This window comes from Variovorax sp. GW821-FHT10D07 (genome assembly GCF_059415325.1).
Window position 1 is genome coordinate 358,602 of the sequence record NZ_JBWKMZ010000003.1, and the last position, 24,754, is coordinate 383,355.

The 24,754-nt window shown below is 70.3% G+C and carries 23 protein-coding genes; 12 read left to right on the forward strand and 11 right to left on the reverse strand.

Translation table 11 applies throughout. The features are described from left to right. The first annotated feature begins 1 nt into the window (after window position 1). Both AC07PU_RS12045 and AC07PU_RS12050 read left to right on the forward strand, forming a co-directional pair. Window positions 2-346 (forward strand): zinc ribbon domain-containing protein, encoded by a 345-nt coding sequence (locus AC07PU_RS12045; RefSeq protein ID WP_495317706.1) that lies wholly within the window; start codon window positions 2-4, stop codon window positions 344-346. Window positions 347-596: 250 nt separating this feature from the next. Beyond that, a complete protein-coding gene (locus tag AC07PU_RS12050) occupies window positions 597-947 on the forward strand; it encodes an alpha/beta hydrolase (protein WP_208511540.1) in 351 nt (116 codons plus the stop codon). A 121-nt stretch (window positions 948-1,068) separates the two neighbouring features. Here AC07PU_RS12050 and AC07PU_RS12055 read toward each other — a convergent pair whose 3' ends face one another. The 3 genes from AC07PU_RS12055 to AC07PU_RS12065 are packed head-to-tail and all read right to left on the reverse strand — an operon-like array spanning window position 1,069 to window position 3,985. After that, a complete protein-coding gene (locus AC07PU_RS12055; protein WP_495317708.1) occupies window positions 1,069-1,758 on the reverse strand; it encodes an RraA family protein in 690 nt (229 codons plus the stop codon). A gap of 14 nt (window positions 1,759-1,772) precedes the next feature. Beyond that, the gene (locus AC07PU_RS12060) at window positions 1,773-2,759 is read right to left on the reverse strand and encodes a Bug family tripartite tricarboxylate transporter substrate binding protein (RefSeq protein WP_495317710.1); all 987 of its coding nucleotides are present in this window, start codon (window positions 2,757-2,759) and stop codon (window positions 1,773-1,775) included. Beyond that, window positions 2,756-3,985: a pyridoxal phosphate-dependent aminotransferase gene (locus AC07PU_RS12065; protein ID WP_495317712.1), complete on the reverse strand. Its 1,230-nt coding sequence runs from the start codon at window positions 3,983-3,985 to the stop codon at window positions 2,756-2,758. Before AC07PU_RS12065 ends, AC07PU_RS12060 begins: the two co-directional genes overlap by 4 nt. A gap of 101 nt (window positions 3,986-4,086) precedes the next feature. On the opposite strand from AC07PU_RS12065, the gene AC07PU_RS12070 reads away from it, so the two are divergent. From AC07PU_RS12070 to AC07PU_RS12080, 3 genes are read left to right on the forward strand one after another with little or no spacing between them, the layout of a single operon-like run. Beyond that, on the forward strand, window positions 4,087-5,085 hold the full coding sequence (locus AC07PU_RS12070) for a LysR family transcriptional regulator (protein WP_495317714.1): 999 nt from the start codon (window positions 4,087-4,089) through the stop codon (window positions 5,083-5,085). Window positions 5,086-5,136: 51 nt separating this feature from the next. Next, on the forward strand, window positions 5,137-6,432 hold the full coding sequence (locus tag AC07PU_RS12075; protein ID WP_495317716.1) for an aspartate carbamoyltransferase: 1,296 nt from the start codon (window positions 5,137-5,139) through the stop codon (window positions 6,430-6,432). 44 nt (window positions 6,433-6,476) lie between these two features. Then, window positions 6,477-7,409 carry a MurR/RpiR family transcriptional regulator gene (locus tag AC07PU_RS12080; protein ID WP_296793813.1) on the forward strand — a complete coding sequence of 311 codons (933 nt, stop codon included), beginning with the start codon at window positions 6,477-6,479 and terminating at the stop codon, window positions 7,407-7,409. Here the strand turns inward: AC07PU_RS12080 and AC07PU_RS12085 are convergent. Next, window positions 7,396-8,250 (reverse strand): HAD-IIA family hydrolase, encoded by an 855-nt coding sequence (locus AC07PU_RS12085; RefSeq protein ID WP_495317719.1) that lies wholly within the window; start codon window positions 8,248-8,250, stop codon window positions 7,396-7,398. The genes AC07PU_RS12080 and AC07PU_RS12085 overlap by 14 nt on opposite strands. Window positions 8,251-8,442: 192 nt before the next feature. Between AC07PU_RS12085 and AC07PU_RS12090 the strand changes: the two genes are divergently transcribed. From AC07PU_RS12090 to AC07PU_RS12120, 7 genes are all read left to right on the forward strand, one after another. Next, entirely contained in the window at window positions 8,443-9,378 is a 936-nt protein-coding gene (locus AC07PU_RS12090; protein WP_495317721.1) for a phosphate/phosphite/phosphonate ABC transporter substrate-binding protein, read from the forward strand. A 50-nt stretch (window positions 9,379-9,428) separates the two neighbouring features. Next, entirely contained in the window at window positions 9,429-10,259 is an 831-nt protein-coding gene (locus tag AC07PU_RS12095; protein WP_208511574.1) for a phosphonate ABC transporter ATP-binding protein, read from the forward strand. Then, a complete protein-coding gene (gene phnE, locus AC07PU_RS12100; RefSeq protein WP_495317723.1) occupies window positions 10,256-11,290 on the forward strand; it encodes a phosphonate ABC transporter, permease protein PhnE in 1,035 nt (344 codons plus the stop codon). Before AC07PU_RS12095 ends, phnE begins: the two co-directional genes overlap by 4 nt. Window positions 11,291-11,437: 147 nt before the next feature. After that, window positions 11,438-11,635: a hypothetical protein gene (locus AC07PU_RS12105; RefSeq protein WP_143129180.1), complete on the forward strand. Its 198-nt coding sequence runs from the start codon at window positions 11,438-11,440 to the stop codon at window positions 11,633-11,635. Between the two features lie 52 nt (window positions 11,636-11,687). After that, on the forward strand, window positions 11,688-13,943 hold the full coding sequence (locus AC07PU_RS12110) for a phosphocholine-specific phospholipase C (protein ID WP_495317726.1): 2,256 nt from the start codon (window positions 11,688-11,690) through the stop codon (window positions 13,941-13,943). 31 nt (window positions 13,944-13,974) lie between these two features. Then, entirely contained in the window at window positions 13,975-16,110 is a 2,136-nt protein-coding gene (locus tag AC07PU_RS12115) for a YadA family autotransporter adhesin (RefSeq protein WP_495317728.1), read from the forward strand. Between the two features lie 68 nt (window positions 16,111-16,178). Then, window positions 16,179-16,628: a DUF3592 domain-containing protein gene (locus tag AC07PU_RS12120; RefSeq protein ID WP_495317730.1), complete on the forward strand. Its 450-nt coding sequence runs from the start codon at window positions 16,179-16,181 to the stop codon at window positions 16,626-16,628. A 13-nt stretch (window positions 16,629-16,641) separates the two neighbouring features. Here the strand turns inward: AC07PU_RS12120 and AC07PU_RS12125 are convergent, their stop codons facing one another. From AC07PU_RS12125 to AC07PU_RS12155, 7 genes are all read right to left on the reverse strand, one after another. Then, window positions 16,642-18,906: a glycoside hydrolase family 3 N-terminal domain-containing protein gene (locus AC07PU_RS12125; protein ID WP_495317732.1), complete on the reverse strand. Its 2,265-nt coding sequence runs from the start codon at window positions 18,904-18,906 to the stop codon at window positions 16,642-16,644. A gap of 97 nt (window positions 18,907-19,003) precedes the next feature. Further along, the gene (locus tag AC07PU_RS12130) at window positions 19,004-19,978 is read right to left on the reverse strand and encodes a tripartite tricarboxylate transporter substrate binding protein (protein WP_495317734.1); all 975 of its coding nucleotides are present in this window, start codon (window positions 19,976-19,978) and stop codon (window positions 19,004-19,006) included. A 37-nt stretch (window positions 19,979-20,015) separates the two neighbouring features. Then, window positions 20,016-20,993, reverse strand: coding sequence for a D-2-hydroxyacid dehydrogenase (locus tag AC07PU_RS12135; protein ID WP_495317736.1), 978 nt, complete (start codon window positions 20,991-20,993; stop codon window positions 20,016-20,018). Continuing rightward, window positions 20,990-21,988: a Bug family tripartite tricarboxylate transporter substrate binding protein gene (locus tag AC07PU_RS12140; protein WP_093344407.1), complete on the reverse strand. Its 999-nt coding sequence runs from the start codon at window positions 21,986-21,988 to the stop codon at window positions 20,990-20,992. The genes AC07PU_RS12135 and AC07PU_RS12140 overlap by 4 nt, the downstream gene beginning before the upstream one ends. 29 nt (window positions 21,989-22,017) lie before the next feature. Further along, window positions 22,018-22,917: an amidohydrolase family protein gene (locus AC07PU_RS12145; protein ID WP_495317739.1), complete on the reverse strand. Its 900-nt coding sequence runs from the start codon at window positions 22,915-22,917 to the stop codon at window positions 22,018-22,020. 13 nt (window positions 22,918-22,930) lie between these two features. After that, the gene (locus tag AC07PU_RS12150) at window positions 22,931-23,896 is read right to left on the reverse strand and encodes a tripartite tricarboxylate transporter substrate binding protein (RefSeq protein WP_495317741.1); all 966 of its coding nucleotides are present in this window, start codon (window positions 23,894-23,896) and stop codon (window positions 22,931-22,933) included. A 37-nt stretch (window positions 23,897-23,933) separates the two neighbouring features. Continuing rightward, the gene (locus tag AC07PU_RS12155; protein WP_208512833.1) at window positions 23,934-24,722 is read right to left on the reverse strand and encodes a class II aldolase/adducin family protein; all 789 of its coding nucleotides are present in this window, start codon (window positions 24,720-24,722) and stop codon (window positions 23,934-23,936) included. Window positions 24,723-24,754: the final 32 nt, after the last annotated feature.

Sequence of the window (24,754 nt, forward strand, 5' to 3'; positions counted from 1 at the left end):
CATGCCCACCTACGACTACGACTGCGGGCGCTGCGGCGGCTTCGAGGCGCTGCGCCCCTCGGCGCTGCGCGACGAGCCCGCTGCCTGCCCCGACTGCGGCGGCGCCTCGCCGCGCGTGCTCGCGGCCGCGCCGCGCCTCGCGCTCATGGCGGCCGACACGCGCCTCTCGATGGCCACCAACGAACGCGCGCGGCACGAGCCCGCGAGCTCGCGCGACTACGCGCGATTGCGCCATCCATCGGGCTGCGGATGCTGCTCGACGAGTGCGCGCCGCGGTGCCACGGTGACCGCCTCGAACGGTGCCAAATCGGCACCGTCGCGGCGGCCGTGGATGATCTCGCATTGAGGATTCGGCAAGATTTTATGCATGCGTCATGCGCATGCAAAGAATGCGGGAAAGTAGTGCTTTCGACCAATCTCCCTCTGAAAAGGGTCGATTCAGTGTCTCACTCGCATGCGTGAAACTTGCCCAAAACTTTCTGGATTGTTTCGAAACGGCGAACGCCGTGATTCTTTTTGCGGTGATTCAAAAGGGTCGAACAGGATCAAACTTCTCCTCACGGACAAACCACCGTTCAACCTGAAGGAGATACCAAATGACCGCCTCGAAGATCCTCGCCGCCGTTGCCGTTGCCCTGCTTGCCGCCACCGGCGCACAAGCCGAAACCTATGACGGCGTCCACACCGTGCACTCCACGGTCTCGCGTTCCGAAGTCGCATCGCAAGCCGTGGCAGCCGCCCGTGCCGGCGATGCCTACAGCGAAGGTGCCACCGCCGGTGCGCAACCCTTCAGCTCGACCGCCGACCGCGCGACCATCCGTGCCGAAGCCGTTGCCAAGGCCCACGATCCGCTGCAAAGCCTCGACCGCCGCGCCTTCTACCGCGACGAAGTGCCGCAAGCCTACAAGAAGCCCAGCGTGTCGTTCACGCGTCAAGCTGGCCTCTGATCAGCCACGATGCCAAGCCGGTGCGACAGCATCGGCCGCGTGAAGGAAGCGAATGAGGAAAGGGCCTGCGGGCCCTTTCTTCGTGCGTGGTGCCTTCGTGCGTGGTGCGACAGCGCGCCGCTCACACCAGCGTCTCGCCTTCCTCGAGCACGCCCGCCTTGCGCAGTGCCGCGTCGAGCCAGCTGGCCGCCGTGTGGCCTTGCCTGATGGCTGCGATGCGCGCGGCTTCGTCCTCGACCTTCTTCTGCGCCGCGCGAAGCAGGGTGTCGACTTTCTCCCGCTCGACCACCACCACGCCGTCGGCATCGCCGATCACCAGATCGCCGGCACGCACGGCCACGCCACCGACCGACACCGAGTGCCCGATGCGCCCCGAGGCCAGCTTGGTCGGGCCGTTGGGATTGGTGCCGACCGAGAACACCGGGAAGTCCATCTCGTCGATCTCCACGCTGTCGCGCACCGCGCCGTCGATCACCACGCCGGCGATGCCGACCTGGCGGCAGGCATTCATCATGATCGTGCCCATCAGCGCCGCGCTGCGGTCGCCCTTGCCGTCGATCACCAGCACGTCGCCCGGCTGCGCGAGCGCGATCGCGGCATGGATCATCAGGTTGTCGCCGGGCCGCACCTCCACCGTGAGCGCGCTGCCCACCAGCTTCATGCGGTGGCGCAGGGCCTCGATGCGGCCGTGCAGCGCGCCGCGGCGGCCCGCGACGTCGGCGAGGATGGCCGGCTGGAAGGCCGCGGCGCGGCGCAGCAGCTCGGGGGATACGCGCGCGAAGTCGCGAACGATGTCGGGATGCGGGTTCATGGTCTGGTGTTCTCTCATTCGGCCTTGACGTCGGCGTCCTTCACCACGCGGCCCCATTTGCGCTTGTCGGCCGCGAGGAAGGCGCGGAACTGCTCGGGCGTGCTGCCCACGGGCTCGAGGCCGTCGGCCGTGAGGCGCTTGGCGATCTCGGGCTGCGCGAGCACCTTCGCGATCTCGCGCTGCAGGCGCTCGACCACGGCCGGCGGCGTGTTCTTCGCCGCGCAGATGCCGGCCCAGGTCACGGGCTCGACCTCGGTGACGCCGGCCTCGGCCACGGTCGGAATCTCGGGAAAGGCCGCGAGCCGGCGCGGACTGGCCACGGCGAGCGCACGCAGCTTGCCGGCGCGTGCGTACTGCATCGAGCTCACGGGCTGGTCGAAGATCATCGAGACCTGGCCCGCGATCAGGTCGGTCATGGCCTGGCCCGTGCCCTTGTAGGCCACGTGCACGATGTCGATGCCCGCGCGGCTCTTGAGCATCTCGCCCGCGAGGTGGCCGCCGGTGGCCGTGCCCGAGGACGCGAAGTTGATCTCGCCGGGCTTCTGCTTCGCGTAGGCGACCAGCTCCTTCACGTTCTTCACCGGCAGGCTCGCGTTGACCAGCAGCATGTAGGGCGCATTGACGACCTGCGTGACCGGCACGATGTCCTTCTCGGGATCGAAGGGCATGCTTTTCAGCACATGCGGCTGGATCGACAGCGTGCCCGTGGTGCACATCAGCAGCGTGTGGCCATCGGCCGGCGCGGCGAGCATGGCCGAGGCCGCGATGTTGCCGCCGGCGCCGGGACGGTTGTCGATCAGCACCTGCTGGCCCAGCCCCTCGGCGAGCCTGGGCGCGATCAGCCGCGCCACCACGTCGTTCGAGCCGCCGGGCGAGAAGCCCACGAGGATCTTCACGGGCTTCGATGGAAAGGTGTCGGCCGCGCTCGCGGTGGCGGCGCCGAGCCAGGCCGTGCCCGCGGCCACGACCGGCAGCAGCGTGAGAAGGGAGCGGAGTTTCATTGCGGTTCCTGGTGAAGCGGTTGGCCCGAGAGTTCGGCGCGGGCGCGCGCGATGCGCCGGCAGCCTTCGAGCAGCTGCCCGGTGCCGGCGGCGAACGAGAGGCGGAAGTGCGTCGGCACGCCATAGGCGCTGCCCTGCAGTGACGCGAGGTCCTGCGCGTCGAGCAGGTGCATCACCCAGTCGTCGCTGTCGGCGATCGTCGTGCCCTGGGGCGTGCGCAGCCCGAACAGCGCGCTGCACGAGGCGAAGACGTAGAAGGCGCCGTCGGGCACTTCGCAACGGATGCCGTCGATGGCATTGAGCGCCTCGACCACCGTGTCGCGCCGCGCGCGGTAGGCCTGGCGGTTGGTGGCGATGCTGTCCTGCGGCCCCGTGAGCGCCGCGATGGCGGCCGCCTGCGCGATCGAGTTCGGGCCCGAGGTGCTCTGCGACTGCAGCTTGACCATCGCCTTGATCAACGCCGCGGGCCCGGCGCCGTAGCCGATGCGCCAGCCCGTCATCGCATAGGCCTTGGAGACGCCGTTCACAGTGAGCGTGCGCTCCTGCAGGTCGGGCGCCACCTCGGCGAGGGTGGCGAAGGGTGCGTCGCCGTAGACCAGGTGCTCGTAGATGTCGTCGGTCAGCACCCAGACCTGCGGATGGCGCCGCAGCACCTCGGCCAGCGCCAGCAGCTCGGCGCGCGTGTAGGTGGCGCCGCTCGGGTTGTTCGGCGAGTTGAGCATCAGCCAGCGCGTGCGGCCGGTGATGGCGCGCTCGAGGTCGGCGGGCTGCAGCTTGAAGCCCGCCGCGGCCGGGCCGTCGACGAACACCGGCACGCCGCCGGCCAGCCGCGCGATGTCGGGGTACGAGACCCAGTAGGGCGCCGGCACGATGACCTCGTCGCCGGCCGCCACCGTGCACATCAGCGCATTGAAGATCACCTGCTTGGCGCCGGTGCCGACGATGATCTCGCCCGGCGCGTAGCGCAGCCGGTTCTCGCGCAGGAACTTGCCCGCGATGGCCTCCTTGAGCGCCGGCGTGCCGCCGACGTCGGTGTAGCGCGTCTGGCCCTCGGCCATCGCGCGGATGGCGGCCTGCTTGATGTGTTCGGGTGTCTCGAAGTCGGGCTCGCCGGCGGTGAGAGCGAGGATGTCCCGGCCCTGCGCGCGCAGCTCGCGCGCCCTCTGGCCGGCCATGGAACTCGGAGAAGGCTGGATCCGGTTCAGTCGTGGTGCGATGTGAAGCATGCGGCCAGTATCGAAGTGCCTTCGCCGCGGGACAAACGAGTAATCGGCGTGGCGCGGTATTCCTTTTTTTCCTGGCCGGTGGCGGGCGTACATTCCGCCGCATGAACTTCACCTTCAAGCAGCTCGAGGCCTTCCTGTTCAGCGCCAGGCTCCAGAGCTTCAGCGCCGCGGCGGTGAAGCTGCACACCACGCAGTCGGCCATCTCCAAGCGCCTGGCCGAGCTCGAGGAGTCGCTCGGCGGTCCCTTGCTGCACCGTACCTCGCACGGCCTGGAGTTGGCGCAGGCCGGCCGCGAGCTGCTGCCGCTGGCGGAAGAGGCGCTGCGGCTGTGGCAGCGCATCGAGCACGACATCAGCCTCGACAAGACGCTGCGCGGCAGCTTCCGCGTGGGCGTGACGGAGCTGATCGCGATGACCTGGCTCACGCGGCTGATCCAGCTGCTGCAGAAGCTGCATCCGCAGGTGACGATCGAGCCGGTGGTGGATGCCGGCCTCACGCTGTTCGAGCGGCTCGAGGCCAACAAGCTCGACCTGACGATCATGCCGGGCACCTTCTGGGGCCAGGCCTTCGAATCGGTCAAGGTGGGGCAGGTCGACCAGGCCTGGATCGCGAGCCCGCGGCTGCGCATTCCGCAGCGCGCGCTGAAGCCGCACGAGTTCGCCGACTACCCGGTGATCGAGCAGCCCGCGGGCGCCTCGAAGAACCGCTTCTACGAGGCCTGGCGCGCCGAGCACGGCTTCCGCTTCGGCAAGGTCATGCTGACCAACAGCACGACGGTGCTGCGCGAGCTGACGATCAGCGGCTTCGGCATCAGCCAGCAGGCGCTCGACTACGTGCGGCCCGACATCCGCAGCGGCCTGCTGCGCATCGTGCGCAGCGACCCGATGCCGCCGCCGCTGGTCTACAGCGCCGTGCACCGGTGCGACAACGCGAGCCCGGCGCTGGCGCGCATCGTCGAGCTGGCCGTGCAGACCTGCGACTTCAAGCTGCGCGCGAGCCAGCACGACGTGGCGCCGGCGGGGCCCGCGCGCGGCGCGGGCACGCGGCAGCGCGCGCTGCGCCCGGGCGCGAAGAAGCCCGTGAAGGCGGCCCGGCGCTAGGATCCGGGCGGGATTTTAGAAATATACGCATTGCGTATAAACTCGCGGCCCATGAACATGCCGCAGCAAGTGCTACTCCGCGACGCGATGCGTCAGCTCAACATGACGCGCGATGCCTTCGCCGAGCGCATCGGCAGCCGCAGAAGGGCGCTCGACGCCTGGCTGTTGCCCGACGAGTCGAACGAATTCCGGGCCATGCCCGAGGTGGCGCGGCGCTTCGTGAGCGAGATCCTGGCCTCGAGCGGGCGTCCCGGTGAATATACGCAGAGCGCACAGGATGGCGCGCTGCGCCGGTCGCTCCATGTCGACGGCGCGCAGCACCTGCTGTCGGTGGCCCAGTTCGACCGCGAGGCCATCGACGAGCTGTTCCGGCTCGCCGACGTGATGCAGCCGATCGCGCGCCGCCGCAAGGTCAGCCGCGTGCTCGAGGGCGCGGTGCTGGCCAACCTGTTCTTCGAGGCCAGCACGCGCACGCGCGTGAGCTTCGGCGCGGCCTTCTGCCGGCTCGGCGGCTCGGTCTGCGACACGACGGGATTCACCTTCTCCTCGATGGCCAAGGGCGAATCGATCCGCGACACCAGCCGCGTGATCAGCGGCTATGCCGACGCGATCGTGGTGCGCCATCCCGAACAGGGCTCGGTCGCCGAGTTCGCGCGCGCCACCAACGTGCCGGTCATCAACGGCGGCGACGGGCCGGGCGAGCATCCGAGCCAGGCGCTGCTCGACCTCTACACCATCCAGCGCGAGTTCTCGCGCCTGGGCAAGCTGGTCGACGGCGCGCATGTCGCGATGGTCGGCGACCTCAAGTACGGCCGCACCGTGCATTCGCTGATCAAGCTGCTCGCGCTGTACCGCGGCCTGAAGTTCACGCTGGTCGCGCCACCGCAGCTCGCGATGCCGGCGGAGATCGTGGAGCTGGTGAGCCGCAACGGCCACGTGGTGGAGACGGCCACCGCGCCGGCGCAGGCGCTGGCCGGCGCCGACGTGGTCTACGCGACGCGCATCCAGAAGGAGCGCTTCGCGCACGACGAGGTGCTGGAGGGCTTCGACCAGGCCTTCGCGATCGACCGCGCGCTGGTCGATGCGGCGTGCAGGAAGGACGTGGTGCTGATGCATCCGCTGCCGCGCGACGGCCGCCCGGGCTCGCACGACCTGAGCACGGATCTCGACAACGATCCGCGGCTGGCGATCTTCCGCCAGACCGACAACGGCATCCCGGTGCGCATGGCCATCTTCGCCACGCTGCTGGGCGTGGACCGGCTCGTGAGCCGCTCGATGCGCGACGCGGCCTGGACGCCGCCCTCGCACATCGGCCCCGACGACAGCAGCTTCCACGGCCTCGACTGAGGCTGGCGCGAAACCGCCATCGAGCGCGGGTAAGCTCGCCGCCCATGAAGCGCAACACCACCGCCAAGTCCACCAGCGTTCCCCCCGCCGCGAACGGCAAGGCCCCGGCCACCGATGCCTCCGGCGGCGCCCCGGTGTTCGCGGTGCTCGCGCGCATCGAGACCCTCTGGTCCTCGCTCGGCCCGGTGGGCCAGCGCATCGCCGACTTCATCGTGAAGAACCCGCGCGAGGTGGTCCACATGTCGGTCAGCGAGGTGGCCGAGCGCACCGGCTCGAGCGAGGGCAGCATCGTCGGCCTGTGCAAGAACCTCGGCGCCACCGGCTTCCAGCAGATCAAGATCGCGCTGGCGCAGGAGATCGTGCGGCCGGTGCAGTTCATCCACGAGGACCTCGATCCGCAGGACGCGGCCGAGGCGGTGATCCGCAAGATCTTCCAGAGCAACGTGCAGACCCTGCACGACACGCAGGCCACGCTCGATGCCGGCTCGATGGAACGCGCGGTGAAGCTGCTGCGCGACGCCGAGCGCATCGAGATCTACGGCATCGGCAGCTCCGCCACCATCGCCGAGGACGCGCACTACCGCATGCTGCGCATCGGCCTCAACGCGAAGGTGGTGGTCGATTCGCACGTGCAGGCGATCAGCGCCTCGCTCACCGACTCGCGGGTGGCGGTGCTGACCATCTCGCACTCGGGCAGCACGCACGAGACCGTGACCGCGACGCGGCTGGCCAAGGAGGCCGGCGCCTCGACCGTGTGCATCACCAACTTCGGCAAGTCGCCGATCCAGGCCTTCTCGGACGTGCTGCTGTTCACCATGGCGCGCGAGACCAACTTCCGCACCGAGGCCATGACCAGCCGCCTCGCGCAGCTCGCGATCATCGACGTGCTGATCGCCTGCCTGGCGCTGTCGGACTACGACACCTCGGTGCGCACGCTGCGCCAGACCTTCGACGTGCTGTCGCTCAAGCGGTACTGAGGCGGCTGCGCTCGGGCGGCCGCGCGGGCAGGGCGGTCACCTCGGCCGTGGCGCGCGGCAGCAGCAGGCCGGCGACCGAGGGCGCCACCGCCTCGGGCGCGGCGCCCACCAGCAGGCAGGCCATGCCCAGCCGCGCGGCGCCCGCGGCATCGGTGGCCGGGTTGTCGCCGATCACCACCGTGCTCGCGGGCTCGGCGCCCAGGCAGCGCAGGCCTTCCTCGAACAGCAGCGGCTCGGGCTTGCCGACGATGCGCCAGGGCTGCACGCCGCTGGCCGTGAGCACGGCCGCGAGCAGCGAGCCGGTCTCGGGCACCACGCGGCCGTGCGGGCCCGGATGGGTGGCGTCGGCATTCGTGACCACCAGCCGCGCGCCGCGCAGCAGCTCGTTGGCCACCGCGCCCAGCCGCGCATGGCTGAAGCGCATGTCGAGCGCGAGCAGCACGAACTCGGCCTCGGACGCGACCAGCCGGAAGCCGAGCGCGCGCGCATGGCGCTGCAAGGCGGGCGTGCCCACCACCATCAGCCGCGCCGTGGGGTGCTGGCGCGCGAGCAGGCTCACGGCGAGCTCGCCGGCCAGCACGATGCGCTCGGGCGGCGCGCGCAGGCCGAGCCGGCGCAGCCGCAGCGCGAGGCCCTGGGCGGTGTGGGTCGAGTTGTTCGACACGATCGCGAAGCGGCCCTCGAAACGCTCGAGGAGTTCGGCCGCGCCGTCGATGGCCTCGTTCTGGCGCACCAGCGTGCCGTCGAGGTCGAGCAGCAGGTGACGCGCCTGCGCGAGCGGTGTCAGGTCCGCTGCCGCGGGGCCTCCCGGCGCCCGGGTCTGGGTTGCGATGTTCTTCATGGATCTCCGGTTCGGGCCATCGGGGGAGCGGGGGTGCTGGCCGTGCGGCGGGATTGTATTGAACATTGCTCAGTCGTTTGCTAATTTTCAAATGAGCTTATTTCATTTGCTTGTCATCTTCGACTTCTAAAGTTCAACGCAACCGAGCGAGGCACTCGCCCGAGAAACGCCCCCGAACCGAAGGAACCGATCATGAAGAAACTCCTGGCCATCGCCGCCGCCGCCGTCTCGTTCAGCGCGCTGCTGGCCCTCCCGTCCCATGCCCAGTCCGTGGCCGACGGCTCGCGCGAACATCCGCTGCGCGTGCTGCTGATTCCCGCCGACGGCGGCACCGAGTCGGGCACCAAGGCCGACTACGCGCCGGTGTTCAACGCCATCACGCGCAGCACCGGCCTGAACTTCGACCTCAAGGTCGGCCAGTCGTACGGCGCCGTGGTCGAGGGCATGTGCAACCAGCTCGCCGACATCGCCTTCTTCGGCCCGGTGTCGTACGTGCAGGCCCACAAGCGCGGCTGCGCGCAGCTCTTGGCCGTGGGCGTGGAGAAGGGCGCCTCGGTCTACTACGCCGGCATGTTCGCCAAGGCCAATGCGCCGATCGCCTCGATCAAGGACCTGAAGGGCAAGCGCGTGGCCTTCGGCGACGTGAACTCGGCCTCGAGCTTCACCTTCCAGATCGCGATGCTGCTCGACGCGGGCATGGACCCGGCCAAGGACCTGTCGGCGATCCGCATGACCGGCAGCCACGCCAGCAGCCTGGCCGCGCTGGTGCAGGACCAGGTCGACGTGGCCTCGCTCTCGTTCGACTCGTACGAGAAGGCGGTCAAGCAGGGCGCGGCCGATCCGAAGACCATCAAGGTGATCGCCAAGAGCATGGCCATTCCCTATCCGCCGCTGGCGCTGAACTCCAAGCTGCCCGAGGCGCTGAAGACCAAGCTCAAGGACGCCTTCCAGACCGTGAACAAGGCCCCCGGCGTCACGCCCGACATGATCCGCGGCTACGGCGGCGGCAAGATCGACGGCTACGACACCAAGTTCTCCGAGGAGGAGTTCAACGTCGCCGCCGAGAAGCTGGGCCTGCTGACCGACGACCTCAAGGGCCGCATCCTCGCCAAGGCGGCCGAGCGTTGATCGCCGGCGATCGCACGCACGCCGCAGAGCCCGCCGCCGGAAGCACGCCCATGCTGCAGTTCGAATCGGTCGCCATGCGCCACCCCGACGGCACGCGCGCGCTCGGCGGCGTTTCGCTCGAGGTGCCCGCGGGCCAGTTCTGCGTGGTGCTGGGCGCCTCGGGCGCGGGCAAGTCGACCCTGCTGCGCACCGCCAACGGCCTGGTCGTGCCCACGCAGGGCACGGTGCGGGTCGAGGGCGTGCGCATCGCGCCGGGCTCGCTGGCACGCGTGCGTCCGCGCATCGGCATGATCCACCAGCAGTTCAACCTGGTGCTGCGCTCGAGCGTGGCCGAGAACGTGCTCGCCGGCGCCTTGCCGGCCCTGGGCACCTGGCGCGCGCTGCTCGGCCTGTTCACCGACGCGCAGCGGCGCAAGGCCTGCGAACTGGTCGAGTCGGTGGGCCTGGGCGAGGAGCACCTGCTGCGCCGCGTGAGCGAGCTCTCGGGCGGCCAGCAGCAGCGCGTGGGCATCGCGCGCGCCTTTATGCTCGATCCGCCGCTGGTGCTGGCCGACGAGCCGGTGGCCAGCCTCGATCCGCAGACCAGCCACGACGTGCTGTCGCTGCTGCGCCGGCAGGCGCGCGAGCGCGGCACCACGGTGCTGTGCAGCCTGCACCAGATCGAACTGGCCTGCGAGTTCGCCGACCGCATCGTGGCCTTGCGTCGCGGCGTGGTCGTGTTCGACGGCGCGCCGCGGACGTTCCAGCCGCAGGTCTTCGATGCGATCTACGGCCGCGGCGACACCGCGCCCGAGTCCGTGCCCGCGGCCCGGCCCTCGATGGCCGGCGAGCCCGAGGCGGCGTTGCCGCTGCACGCTGGCGCCCTGGAGCTCGCGCAATGAACACGATCTCTTCCTCCTCTTCCGACGCGCGCGCGTCGCGCCCGGCCTCGGCCTGGGACCTGCCGCGGCCCTTCGGCACCCGCACGCTGGTCGTGCTGCTGCTGGTGCTCGTGGTGGGCTTCTTCGCGGGCCAGCGCGTGGAGATGGGCCGCATGCTCTCGCTGACCGGCGAGGGCGTGCTCGCCGCGGTGGGCCTGCGCGACAACTCGCAGGTGCTCTCGGGCCTGGGCTCGATCGCGCGCTCGCTGTTCCCGCCGCAGATCTCCGAGCAGACCGAGGTCGCGCGCATCGAGGGCTTCGACCGCAACCGGCTGCCCTGGTTCTCGCGCGTCGAGACCCTCGAGACGCACGAGCCCAAGCTGAACCCCGAGACCCTGCAGATGGAGGACCGCGTCGAGCGTCGCGAGGTGCTGATCGAGCCGCTGGGCTACCTGTGGCACGTGGCGGTGAAGATGCTCGAGACCTTCGAGATCGCGGTCTGGGCCACGCTGATCGCGATCGTGCTGAGCGCGCCGCTGGCCTGGTGCAGCGCGAGGAACTACGCGCCCAACCGCCTGGCCTACGGCCTCGCGCGCAGCGTGGTCGGCCTGTTCCGCGCGGTGCCCGAGCTGGTGAGCGCGCTGTTCCTGGTGCTGGCCTACGGCTTCGGCCCGATCGCCGGCGTGCTGGCCCTCGCGCTGCACTCGGCCGGCTTCCTCGGCAAGTTCTACGCCGAGGACATCGAGACCGCCGACGACAAGCCGCAGGAGGCGCTGCGCGCCATCGGCGCCAACAAGCTCAAGGTGATGCGCTTCGCGGTGCTGCCGCAGGTGATGCCGCAGTTCATCGCCTACACGCTCTACGTGCTCGACCGCAACGTGCGCATGGCCACCGTGGTCGGCCTGGTCGGCGCGGGTGGCATCGGCCAGGAGCTCAAGGGCCGCTACGACATGTACAACTATGCGCATGTCGGCACGATACTGATCGCGATCTTCCTGACGGTGCTGGTGCTCGACCGCATCGCCGCCCGGCTGCGCAGCCGCTATGGCTGAGCCCTGAGTCCCCCGCGGGTACCGCGTTCGCGGCGCCCGCCCCCCATTCCCGCTTTCTGTCCGAACTCTCGCGCGGCTTGTCCGCCGCGCGGAGCGGCTTCGGCCGCGCCTTTGTCTCCCACGTCCCTCGATTCGAAAGGAACCCTCATGAAAACAGCATCTTCCCGGTACGGCCTCGCTGCGGCAGGCCTTCTCCTGTGCCTGAGCCTCGCCGCCTGCGGTGGCGGTGGTGGGGGCGGTGGCCTGCCGATCCTGCCGCCGGGACAGACCCCGCCGGCCGGCGACGGCAACAACGGCAACGGCAACAACCCGCCGCCCCAGCCCGCGCTCAAGTGCGCGCCCTGAGTCCGCGCCTTCCTCCAGAACTCCCTTCGCCCCTGCGTTGAAAGAACCCCCCATGAACACCACCTCCCGTCGCGATTTCTTCCGCAAGTCGGCCGGCGCCATCGGCGCGGCCTCGGCCCTCACCATGCTCCCGCCCGTGATCCGCAAGGCCCTGGCGGTCGAGGCCGCGGTCGACACCGGCTCCATCAAGGACATCAAGCACATCGTGATCCTGATGCAGGAGAACCGCAGCTTCGACCACTACTTCGGCACGCTGAAGGGCGTGCGCGGCTTCGGCGACCGCTTCCCGCTGCCGCTGGCCAACGGCAAGTCGGTGTTCTTCCAGCCCAACACCACCGCGGGCGCGCCCGAGATCCAGCCCTTCCGCCGCGACTCCACGATCGCCAACGCGCTGATCGGCTCGGGCGCGCCGCACAGCTTCCCCGACATGCAGGGCGCCTGGGCGCAGGGGAAGATGGACCGCTGGATCCAGTTCAAGAACCAGGTGACGATGGGCTACTACCTGCGCGAGGACATCCCGTTCCAGTTCGCGCTGGCCGATGCCTTCACGATCTGCGACGGCTACCACTGCTCGATCCTCACCGGCACCGATCCCAACCGCATCGTGTTCTGGTCGGGTTCCAACTTCAATCCCGAGCTGCGCAAGAAAGGCATCAACAGCACCGACACCGATTCGGAACCGGTCAACTCGCGCTGCTGGCCGAGCCCGTCGAACTGGATCGCGGGCAACCCGCAGGAAGCCGACGGCACGGGCCAGAAGAACGCGACCACGGGTGCCTACAACTACAAGTACGTCAACAATGCGTTCAAGTGGGACACGCTGCCCGACGTGCTGCAGAAGAACGGCATCAGCTGGCACATCTACCAGAACATGAACAACAACTGGACCGGCGCCATGAACGGCTGCCTGGCGTTCCAGAGCTTCCGCACCGCGCAGCCCGGCTCGCCGGTCTATCAGCACGGCCTGACCGGCGGTCCCGCCGCGGCCGACGGCGCCACCAACTTCCTGGCCCAGCTCAAGCAGGACGTGATGAACGACACCCTGCCGCAGGTCTCGTGGGTGCTGCCCACGCAGGCACTGGCCGAACACCCGGGCAGCAGCGAAGGCGTGGCCGGCGCGGCCGACTTCATCTCCGACGTGCTGAGCGCGCTGACCTCGAACCCCGCGGTCTGGAGCAAGACGGCGCTGTTCGTGACCTTCGACGAGAACGACGGCTTCTTCGACCACCTGGCGATGCCCGCGGTGCCCTCGTACGACGCCAACGGCAACCTGATGGGCAAGTCCACCGTGCCGCTGGACGGCGAGTACTTCGACGCCTCGGTGGGCAGCTACCTCAATGCCGCCGACACCGTCAGCGGCAAGATCCGCCCCTGGGGCCTGAGCTCGCGCGTGCCGATGTACGTGGTGTCGCCGTGGAGCAAGGGCGGCTGGGTCAACTCGCAGGTGTTCGACCACACCTCGATGGGCCGCTTCCTCGAGAAGCGCTTCGACATCACGATCGACGCCATCAGCCCCTGGCACCGCGCGGTCTGCGGCGACCTCACGAGCTGCTTCGACTTCGTCAGCCCGAACGACCCGGTGGTGCCCAAGCTGCCCGACACCAGCGGCTATCCCGCCATCAACACGGCGCAGAAGGCGCTGGGCAACACCGGCGTCATCACCAAGGCGCCCGTGCCCGCCACGCCGCTGTTCCAGGAGACCGGCACGCGCTTCTCGCGCGCGCTGCCCTACGAGCTGCACACCAGCGCGCGCGTCGAGGCGCGCGGCCTGGTCTCGCTGATCTTCAGCAACACCGGCGACCAGGGCGCGGTGTTCCACGTCTACGACAAGCTGCACCTGGACCGCATCCCGCGCCGCTACACGGTGGAAGCCGGCAAGCAGCTGCAGGACTACTGGGACACCGGTGCCACCGACGGCGGCAAGTACGACCTCTGGGTCTACAGCACCAACGGCTTCGTGCGCAGCTTCAGCGGCGACGCGATGGCCTTCAACGCGGCCGCCTTCAGGCCCGAGGTCCAGGTCTGCTACGACCCGGCCGCCGGCGACGTCTACGTGAAGGTGCACAACAACGGCAGCATCGACGGCGAGGTGACCGTGCAGTCGAACGCCTACCGCACCGACGGCCCCTGGACCCTCAAGGCGCCGAAGGGCGACATGGGCACGCTGCACTGGGAGCTCAAGGACAGCGGCCACTGGTACGACTTCACCGTGACCGCCGGCAACGCCGTGCGCCGCTTCGCGGGCCGTGTCGAGACCGGCAAGCCGACCGTGAGCGACCCCGCGATGGCGATGCACCTGCAGGCCTGAGCGCGCTTCCACCCCAACGAGGAGAAACACCATGAAGAAGAACAAGCGCATGCCGCGCGGCGCGAGCCTGCTCAGCGCGTCGCTGGCCCTGGCCGCGATCTGCGGCCCGGCCCTGGCCCAGACGGTGCCGGTGGTCTGGGATCCGGCCAAGGCCAACCTCGGCGTCGGCACCGATGCCGGCACCACGGTCGGCGGCAGCAACAACACGGCCGTCGGCACCAAGGCCGGCACCAAGGTGACGGGCGACGACAACCTGGCCGTGGGCCAGAACGCCGGCGCCGGCGTCACCGGCAGCAACAACCAGGCGATCGGCGAGGGCGCGGGCAACACGGTCAACGGCAGCGGCAACCAGGCCATCGGCCAGAACGCCGGCAACAACGTGACCGGCCCGACCAACCAGGCCATCGGGCAGGGCGCCGGCAACAACGTCACCGGCACCAGCGACATCTCGATCGGCCTGGGTGCCGGCAACAACGTCAGCACCAACTGGAACCTCGCGATCGGCAACAACGCGGGCACCAACGTGTCGGGCGGCAATGCCAACGTCGGCATTGGCTTCGAGTCGGGCCAGAACGTCAAGGGCGGCTGGAACCAGTCGATCGGCCGCAGCGCGGGCGACAACGTCACCGGCGACCACAACAACGCCACCGGCTTCCATGCCGGCAGCGGCGTGACCGGCAGCGACAACAACGCCACCGGCACCAACGCCGGCATGACCGTGACCGGCAGCAACAACAACGCCATGGGCAACGGCGCCGGCAACAAGGTCACGGGCAGCGACAACACGGGCATCGGCACCAATGCCGGCAGCAACGTGACGGGCAGCAACAACGTGTCGCTCGGCGAGGGTGCGGGCAACAACGTCGGCACCAACTGGAACCTGGCGATCGGCGAGGGCGCGGGCAGCAACGTGTCGGGCAAGAACGCCAACCAGGCGATCGGCTACTACGCGGGCACCAACGTCAACGGCGGCTGGAACCAGACCATGGGCCGCAGCTCGGGCCAGAACGTGACCGGCGACTACAACAACTCGACCGGCTACGCGGCCGGCTCGAACGTGACCGGCAGCCGCAACGACGCCACGGGCCAGAACGCCGGCCAGAACGTGACCGGCAACGACAACGAGGCTTACGGCACCGGTGCCGGCAGCAACGTCAAGGGCAACGGCAACCAGGCCTACGGCACGGGCGCGGGCAACAACGTCAACGGCAGCAACAACCTGTCGATGGGCCAGGGCTCGGGCGCGGGCGTCACGGGCGTGGGCAACCAGGCCTCGGGCATGCAGGCCGGTGCGGGCGTCTCGGGCAACAACAACATCGCCACCGGCCAGGCCGCGGGCGGTGGCGTGCAGGGCAGCAACAACGTGGCCTCGGGCACGATGGCGGGCCAGGCGGTCAGCGGCAACTCGAACCTCGCGCAGGGCAACAGCGCGGGCCAGCACGTGCGCGGCAACGACAACATCGCGATCGGCTCGGGCTCGGGCGCCTACGTGAGCGCCAACCAGACCGCCTCGATCGGCGCCGGCGCGCGCGCCAGTGCCGACAACTCGCTGGCCATCGGCACCAATGCGCAGGCCTTCGAGGACTCGGGCGTGGCGATCGGCAACGGCGCCGTGGTGAACCATGCGAACAGCGTGGCGCTCGGCGCCGGCAGCGCGACCACGCGCGGCGCGCTCAGCAACTACACCGCGATCGGCATGGCCGGCGTGCAGTCGTCGATGGGCGAGGTGGCGCTGGGCAACCGCCAGATCACCGGCGTGGCCCCGGGCAGCGCGCCCACCGACGCCACCAACGTCGGCCAGGTGCAGGGCATGGTGAAGGAGGGCGTGAGTCAGGCCAATGCCTACACCGACACCGTGGCAGCGCAGGGCCTGCCGGTCGGCAAGGCCTACACCGACCTCACGGCCGCCCGCCTGCAGAGCCAGATCGACGACACGGCCCGCCGTGCCTACGCCGGCATCGCCAGCGTGGCCGCGATGGAGGCCGCGCCGATGGTGCCCGGCAAGATCAGCTATGCCGTGGGCCTGGGCAACTACCGCAGCGAGAGCGCGATCGGCGGCTCGCTGCGCCACACCTCGCAGGACGGCCGCTACAGCGTCACGCTCGGCGTGGGCGCGAGCAGCTCGGGCGTGGTGACGCGCGTGGCGCTCACGGGCGTGTTCGACTGAGGACGGTGCCGGCGGGCGCAGGGGCTCTGCTATAACGCAGCGGCCCTGTTCAACCCGCCGCATCCCTCATGCACAACCCGTCGCTGACGCTGCTCAAGTGGATCTTCATCGCCGTCGGCCTGGGCCTGCTGGTCATCGCGATCGTGGTGCCCGACGAGGCCAAGTGGCTGCTCACGCTGCTGGGCCTGATGTTCACGGGCGTGGGCGGCGGCATCCTGTTCGTCGGCGAACGCAACGCGAAGCGCGCGGCCTGGCTGCTGCAGCACGGCCAGCGCATCGATGCCGAGCTGCGCGAGGTCGAGCTCAACACCTCGTTCCAGGTCAACGGCCGGCATCCCTACCGCGCCATCGTCGAGGCGCGCGCCGGCTTCGGCCGCGAGCTGCGGCAGTTCCGCAGCGCCAACATCTGGTTCGATCCCACGCGGCACCTGAGCGGGCGCCGGATCGCGGTCTACGTCGATCCCGCGAATCCGAAGCGCTACCACGTGGACCTGTCGTTCCTGCCGCCGCGCGGCTGAGCTTCAGCGCACTTCAGCGAACCAGCGCGAAGCGCGCGTGCAGTCCGCCCACGGCCGAGGGCGACACCCACAGGTCGAAGTCGCCGGGCTCCACCGTGGGCCGCAGGTCGCGGCCGATGAAGGCGAGGTCGGCCGCGCGCAGCGCGAACTCGACCTGCACCGAGGCGCCGGGCGCGATGCGCAGCTTGCGGAAGTCCTTGAGCTCGCGCACCGGCCGCGTCACGCTCGCGGTGCGCTGCGCGATGTAGAGCTGCACCACTTCCTCGGCCTCGCGCTGGCCGGTGTTGGTGACGGTGGCGCGCACGCGCAGCGTACCGTCCGTCATCGGCAACTGCTCGCTGTCGAGCGCGACGCCGTCGTAGCGCACCGGCGCGAAGCCCAGGCCGAAGCCGAAGGGATAGAGCGCCTCGTTGGGGGCCTCGATGTAGCGCGTCTTGAAGGCGGTGCCGGGCGCGTCGGGCGGCAGCGGCCGGCCGGTGCGCTTGTGGGCGTAGTAGTAGGGCACCTGTCCCGCCGCCTGCGGAAAGCTCACCGGCAGCCGGCCCGAGGGATTGAAGTCGCCGAACAGCACGTCGGCGATCGCGTGGCCGGTCTGCACGCCGAGGAACCAGGTCACGAGGATCGCGCGCGCATCGCGCACCACGGGCGGCAGCGCCATCGCGCGGCCGTTGCTCAAGAGCACGACGATCGGCTTGCCGGTGGCCGCGACGGCCTCGGCCAGCGCCTGCTGCACCAGCGGCAGGCCGATGTCGGCGCGCGAGCGCGATTCGCCCGACATGCGCTCGCCCTCGCCGATGGCCAGCACCACCACGTCGGCCTGGCGCGCCGCGGCCACCGCGGCCTCGATGCCGCCGGGCAGCAGCGACTCGACGTTCGAGCCGCGCGTGACCGTGAGCGAGGCCGCGTCGCCGAGCGCGGCGCGCAGGCCCTGGTCGATGCCCACCGGCGCGCTCTGGCCCGGGAACAGGCTCCAGGCGCCCAGCAGGTCCTGCGTGCCCGAGGCGAAGGGGCCGATCAGCGCGACCCGGGTGCCGGTCTTCGCGAGCGGCAGCAGCGCGCCCTCGTTCTTCAGCATCACGATGGAGCGGCGCGCGCTCTCGCGCGCCAGCGCGATGAAGGCCGGGTCCTCGGCGCGCTGCGCGGCCGGCGGGCCGTCGAGGCCGCGCATCGGCTGGTCGAACAGGCCGAGCCTGAGCTTGGCGTACAGCACGCGGCGCACCGCATCGTCGAGCCGCGCCATCGGCACCTCGCCCGCGGCCACCAGGCCCGGCAGCTCGCGCATGTAGAGGCCGCTCTGCATGCTCATGTCGGTGCCCGCGAGGAAGGCCTGCTTCGCGGCCTCGCGGCCATTGGCTGCGTAGCCGTGCGCGATCAGTTCCTCGTCGGCCGTGTAGTCCGACACCACGAAGCCCCGGAAGCCCCACTCGCCGCGCAGCACGCCGGTCAGCAGCGCCGGGTTGGCGGTCGAGGGAATGCCCGAGATCTCGTGGAAGCCGCTCATCAGCGACAGCGCGCCCGCGTCGAGCGCGGCGCGGAACGGCGGCAGGTAGACCTCGCGCAGCGTGCGCTCGGAGATGTCGACGGTGTTGTAGTCGAGCCCGCCCTCGGCCGCGCCGTAGCCCGCGAAATGCTTGGGCGTGGCGAGCATGGCATCGGCGCGCGACAGGTCGTCGCCCTGGAAGCCGCGCACGCGCGCGGCGGCGAAGCGGCTCGCGAGCAGCGGGTCCTCGCCCACGCCCTCGATGCCGCGGCCCCAGCGCGCATCGCGCGCGATGTCGACCATGGGCGCGAAGGTCCAGCGGAAGCCGTCGGCGCTGGCCTCGACCGCCGCCGCGCGCGCGGTGCGCTCGGCCAGCGCGGGTTCCCAGCTCGCGGCCTCGGCCAGCGGCATCGGGAAGATGGTGCGAAAGCCGTGGATCACGTCGGCACCGAAGATCAGCGGAATGCCCAGGCGCGATTCCTGGACCGCGATGCGTTGCAGCTCGCGCTTGCGCGTCAGGCCCTCGTTGTTGAAGAGCCCGGTCACGCGGCCCGCGCGCACCTCGTCGGCCTCGAGCTGCGCATTGCGCCGGTTGGCCTGCGGGTTGCCGGGAATGTTGGTATCGGCCGGGCCGTAGAGGCTCAACTGGCCGACCTTCTCCTCGACCGTCATGCGCGCGATCAGCGCCTCGATGCTCGGATCGGTGACGGCCGGGACGGGGGCTTGGGCGAAGGCGAGGAGGCTGGCGAGGAGACCGAGGGCAAGAAAGAGGAGCGGGGCTTTTTTTCCGACGTGCATGGGCGCCCATTCTGCAGACATCGCCCGCCGCGGCCGCAAGCGGGTTTCCGCCCTGCCCGTAGGGCGATGTCCGACCCGCCCGCGCGGGCTCCCAGGGCTATTCGGCCGTCGCGCCCGACTCCTTCGCGACCTTGACCCACTTGGTGGTCTCGCTGCCGATGAAGGCCGCGAGCTCGGCGGGCTTCATGCGGCCGGCCGTCACGCCCTGTTCCTCGAAGCGTTTGACCACGTCGGGTTGCTGCAGCGCACGCGCGAGCTCGGTGTTGAGCCGCTGCACGATCTCGGGCGGCGTGCCGTGCGGTGCCATGAGCGCGAACCAGGTCGTCATGTCGTAGCCCTTGAGGCCGGCCTCGTCGAGCGTGGGCACGCCGGGGTAGGCGGGCGAACGCGCCTTCGTGGTCACGGCCAGCGCATGCACCTTGCCGGCCTTGACGTGCGGCGAGGCCGAGGGGCTGGTCTCGATCGCCATCTGGATCTGGCCGCCCATCAGGTCGGCCATCATCGGCGCGCCGCCCTTGTAGGGCACGTGCACGATCTCGGTCTTCGTCATCGCGCGGAACAGCTCGCCCGAGATGTGCTCGGTGCTGCCGTTGCCGGCCGAGCCGAAGTTGACCTTGCCGGGATTGGCCTTGATGTAGGCCACGAGTTCGGCCACGGTCTTCGCGGGCACCTTGTCGTTGACGATCAGCACGTTGGGCGTGGAGGCCACCAGCGCCACCGGGTCGAAGTCGCGCTGGAAGTCGTAGGCCAGCTTCTTGTAGAGGCCCGGCGCGATCGAGTGCGCGATGGTGGCGAGGAACAGCGTGTAGCCGTCGGCCGGCGCCTTGGCCGCGAGGGTCGCGCCCACGGTGCCACCCGCGCCGCCGCGGTTGTCGACGATCACCGGCTGCTTGAGCGATTCCGACAGCTTCTGGCCCACGGTGCGCGCGACGATGTCGGTGGTGCCGCCGGCCACGAAGGGCACGACGAGGGTGATGGGCTTGCTCGGCCAGTCGGCGGCGAGCGCGGGCAGGGTGCCCGCGGCCAGCAGCAGGGTCGCGAGGGTGGTGCGGAGGAAGGCTTGTCTTTTCATGGTCGTGGGGGTCTTGGTGTTGTTGTGAAGAGGGTGGTCAGGCCACGCGGTTGCGCAGCGGCAGGCCGGCGTTCCAGCGCCGCAGGTTGTCGAGGAAGAGGGCGGCCACGCGCGCCTCGTTGCCGTCCGAATGGCCGGCCGTGTGGGGCGTGACGATGACGTTCGGCAGCGACCACAGCGGCGAGTCGGCGGGCAGCGGCTCGTGCGCGAACACGTCGAGGTAGGCGCCCGCGAGCGCGCCGCCGCGCAGCGCCTCGATCAGCGCGGCTTCGTCGACCACCTCGCCGCGCGCGACATTCACGAGCCGCGCGCCCGGTGGCAGCAGCGCGAGCGCGGCGGCATCGACGAGCCCGCGCGTGCGTTCGGTCAGCGGACAGGCGAGCAGCAGCCAGTCGGCACGCGGCAGCACCTGGCCGATGTCCTCGAAGCGCACGCTCTCGACGGCGGGTGCCAGCGGCGCATCGGCACTGCTGCGCACCGAGACCACGCGCAGCCCGAGCGCCGACAGCAGCGCGCCCAGGCCCTGCCCGATCGGCCCCCAGCCCACGATCACCGCGGTCTGGCCCGCGAGGTCGCGCGGCAGCCCGCTGCCCACGAGCGGCGCCCAGGTCTTGTCGCGCTGCGCCGCGAGCAGTTGCGGAAAGCGCCGTGCGAGCATCAGCACGCCGGCCAGCGCGGTCTGCACCACCACGCCCGCATTGGCGCCCGAGGAGGTCGTGACCTCGACGCCGCGCGCGCGCAGCTCGCCGTACACGGGCCGGTCGGCGCCCGAGGAATGGGCATGCACCCAGCGCAGCGAGGGCGCATGACGCAGCGCATCGTGGAAGCGCCGGGTGTGCGGCAGCAGCTCGTGCTTGGTCGACAGGCCCGTGACATCGCGCGAGACGAAGGCCACGTCGGCATCGGCGCCTTCGGCCACCACCACGTGCGCGCGGCCGGCCAGTGCTTCGGCCAAGCCGGTGCCGGCCTGAAGCGCGGCGGCCTCGGTCATCAGGATGCGCAGTGGCCCGCTCATTCGGCCGTCGCGCCCGACTCGCGAACGATGCTCTTCCATTTCTCGTACTCCTGCCGCGTGAACCTGCCGAACTGCTCGGGCGTGCCGCCCACCGGGTCGGCGCCCTCGCGGATCATCTGCGCTTCTAGCGAGGGCAGCGCGTCGTTGACCGATTTGTTGAGCAGCGCGATCACCGGCGCGGGCGTGCCCTTGGGCGCGAAGAAGCCGAACCAGGAGCCGGCCGAGAAATCGCCGAAGCCCTTCTCGGCCACGGTCGGCACGTCGGGCAGCGAGCGCGAGCGCTTGAGGCTGCTGACCGCGATGGCGCGCAGCTTGCCCGCGCGGATGTGCGGGATCACCGAGGGAATGGTCGCGAACATGAACTGGATGCGTCCCGCGAGCAGGTCGGTGAGCGCATTGGCGCCCTTGTAGGGCACGTGCAGCGTGTCGGCGCCGATGCGCTTGCCGAGCATGTAGCTCGACAGGTGCGAGGAGGTGCCGATGCCGGTCGAGCCATAGTTGAGCTTGTTCGGGTTGGCCTTGGCATAGGCGATGAATTCCTCGAGCGTCTTCGCGGGCACCTCGGGGTTCACCACCAGCACGTTGGGCACGTCGGCGATCTGTACCACGGGCACCAGGTCGCGCAGCGGGTCGTAGGGCAGGTTCTTGTAGAGCGTCTGGTTGACGGCCATCGGGCCCACCGAGTTGACGATCAGCGTGTAGCCGTCGGCCGGCGCGCGCACCACGAACTCGGTGCCGATGTTGCCGCCGCCGCCGGGCTTGTTGTCGATCACGAAGGGCTGGCCGAGCTTCTCGGACAGCTGCTGCGTGACGGCGCGCGCGAGGATGTCGGTGGTGCCGCCCGCGGTGAAGGCGACGACCACGCGCACGGGCTTGGCGGGATAGGCGGCCTGCGCCTGCGCGCGCGGCACGGCGCCGAGGCCGGCGGCCAGCAGCAGGGCCGCGGCCAGGCCCAGCAGTCGTCGCGGCAGGAGGGAAGGCTTGTCTCGTTTCATTCTTGTGATCCTCTGGGTGGGGATGGGCTCTACACGGGCGGGGGAAAGTCGTACAGCGCGGCCGGGTTGTCGACCAGCACGCGCCGGCGCTGCGCCGCGTCGGGCAGCCAGCGCGCCAGCAGGTTCAGCAAGGCGCCGTCGTCGGGCACCTGCTGCGCCTCGAAGTAGTTGATGTGCGGCCAGTCGCTGCCCCACACCACGCGCTCGGCATTGGCCTGCAGCAGCGCTTCGGCGAAGGGATCGATGTCGGCGTAGGGCGCGCCCATTCCGGTGTTGCGGTCGGCGCCCGAGATCTTGGTCCAGGCCTTGCCGTCGGCCAGCAGCCGGCACAGCGTGCGAAAGCCCGGGTCCTCGATGCCGCGCGCGGCCGCCATGCGGCCCATGTGATCGATCACCAGCGGCAGGCCCAGGCGCAGCAGGCGCGGCGCGAGCTCGACCAGGTCGGGCGCGTGGATCCAGATCTGCGCATGCCAGCCGCGCTCCGCGAGGCGCGGCGCGAGTGCCTCCAGCACCTCGATGCCCACGCCGTTGCGATAGACCGCATGGCCGTCGCGCTGGAACAGGTTGAAGCGCACGCCGCGGATGCCCGCCGCATGCCAGCGGTCGAACTCGGCGTCGCCGGTGTCGGCGCGCGGCACGGCGATGCCGCGCAGGCGCCCGGGGTACTGCGACAGGGCTTCGAGCACCGCGCCGTTGTCGGTGCCGCTCGCGCTGCCGGTCACCAGCACGCCGCGCGCGAGGCCAAGCCGGTCGAGGTGCGCGATGAAGGCCGCGCCCGGGTACTCGGCGGGCGTGTAGCTGCGGTCCTCGGCGAGCGGAAAGCGTGCGTAGGGACCGAAGACGTGGGCATGGCTGTCGCAGGCGCCGGGCGGCAGCGAGAAGGCCACGGGTGCGAAGGCATCGTGAGGGGGCAGGCAGGGGCGGGTCATGCGGCGTGCCTCCTCAGTCGACCTTGAGCTTGCCGCTCTTCGCGAGCAGCCGGGCGCCTGCGTCTTCCTTCTTCAGCGTGGCGAGCCACTCGTCGGGCGAGGAGGCCTGGCCGGGGCTGCCGACGGAGATCAGGCGGCGCTTCACGTTCTCGTCGGCCAGCGCCTTGCGCAGCGCGGCATTGAGCGCCTGCACCACGTCGGCGGGCGTGCCGGCCGGCGCGAGCAGGCCGGTGGCGGTGGTGGCGTCGAAGTCCTTGAGGCCGGCCTCGCGCAGGGTCGGCACGTTCGGCAACGCGGGGTCGCGTTCCTTCGACATCACGGCCACCGCGCGCAGCATGCCCGACTGGATGTGGGCGGCCGAGCTCGTGAGCTGGTCCACCACCAGGTCGATCTGGCCGCCCAGCAGGTCGGTGAGCGCCGGGGCCGAGCCCTTGTAGGGAACCGTGTTGAGGCTCAGCTTGCCGGCCTGCTCGAGCTGCAACAGCGCGATGTGGTTGGTGGTGCCCGGGCCCGCATGGCCGGCCGTGACCTGGCCGGGCTTGCCGCGCGCGGCGGTGAGCAGGCCCTCGATGTCCTTGTACGGACCCTGGCCGCGCACCGCGATCACCAGCGGCGTGGTGGCGGCGAGGCCGATGGGCGCGAAGTTGTCGAGCGCGTAGGTGGTCTTCGTCATCAGCGGCAGCACCACCAGCGCGTTGGGCGTGCTGACCAGCAGCGTGTAGCCGTCGGGCTGCGCGCGTGCCACGTAGGAGGCGCCGATGGCGCCGCCGGCACCGGCACGGTTGTCCACGATCACCGACTGGCCCAGGATCTGGCCGAGCGCGGGCGCGAGCGTGCGCGCGACCACGTCGAGGTTGCCGCCGGGCGCGAAGGGCACGACCAGCGTGACGGGCTTCTGCGGGAATTTCTGCGCGAAGGCGGGCAGGGCGATGGCTGCCGCGAGCATGGCCAGCACGGCGGGGAACAGTCTTCTTTTCATCGGGTGTCGTCTTGGTTCTTCGGGGGAGGCGGGGGCTTCAGTCGCGGAAGCCCGGATCCATGCGGTCGAGCTTGCGCAGCAGCGCCGGCCATTCCATGAGCCCGTAGGGGCGGCGCGTGCCGGGCTGGTAGTTGTTCCAGGTCTCCTCGAGCACGCTCTGCGGCACGGCCTTGAGCGGCGTGTTGCACGACATCGCGCCGATCTGCGCGCGACAGGCCAGCTCGAGCCGGTGCATCCAGTTGAAGGCCTCGCCCACGCTGCGGCCCACCACCAGCGCGCCGTGGTTGCGGAAGATCACGGCCTCGCGGTCGCCCAGGTCCTCGAGCAGCGAGGCCTGCTCGGCGGTGTTGAGCACCACGCCCTGGTAGTCGTGGTAGCCGATCTTGAGGAAGCGCATCGCGGTCTGCGTGAGCGGCAGCAGCCCGCATTCGAGCGAGGACACGGCCATCGAGGCCCAGCTGTGGGTGTGGATCACGCAGGCCACGTCGGGCCGCGCGGCATGCACCGCGCTGTGGATCACGTAGCCGGCCTTGTTGATGCCGTAGTTCAGCTCGCCGAAGTCGGGCGAGGACAGGATGTTGCCGTCCTGGTCGACCTTGATCAGGCTCGAGGCGGTGATCTCCTCGTACATCATCCCGTAGGGGTTGATGAGGAAGGCGCCCTTCTCGCCGGGCACGTGCGAGGAGATGTGGTTGGCCATCATGTCGGACATGCCGTAGAGGTCGACCAGCCGGTAGCAGGCGGCGAGGTCGATGCGCGCCTGCCATTCGGCGGGAGAGCACTGGTCCTTCATGGAGGGGATCTGGAGCACGCCAGGGTTGGTCATCGCGGAGGTCCTTTCTTCGATATCGGGTGTGG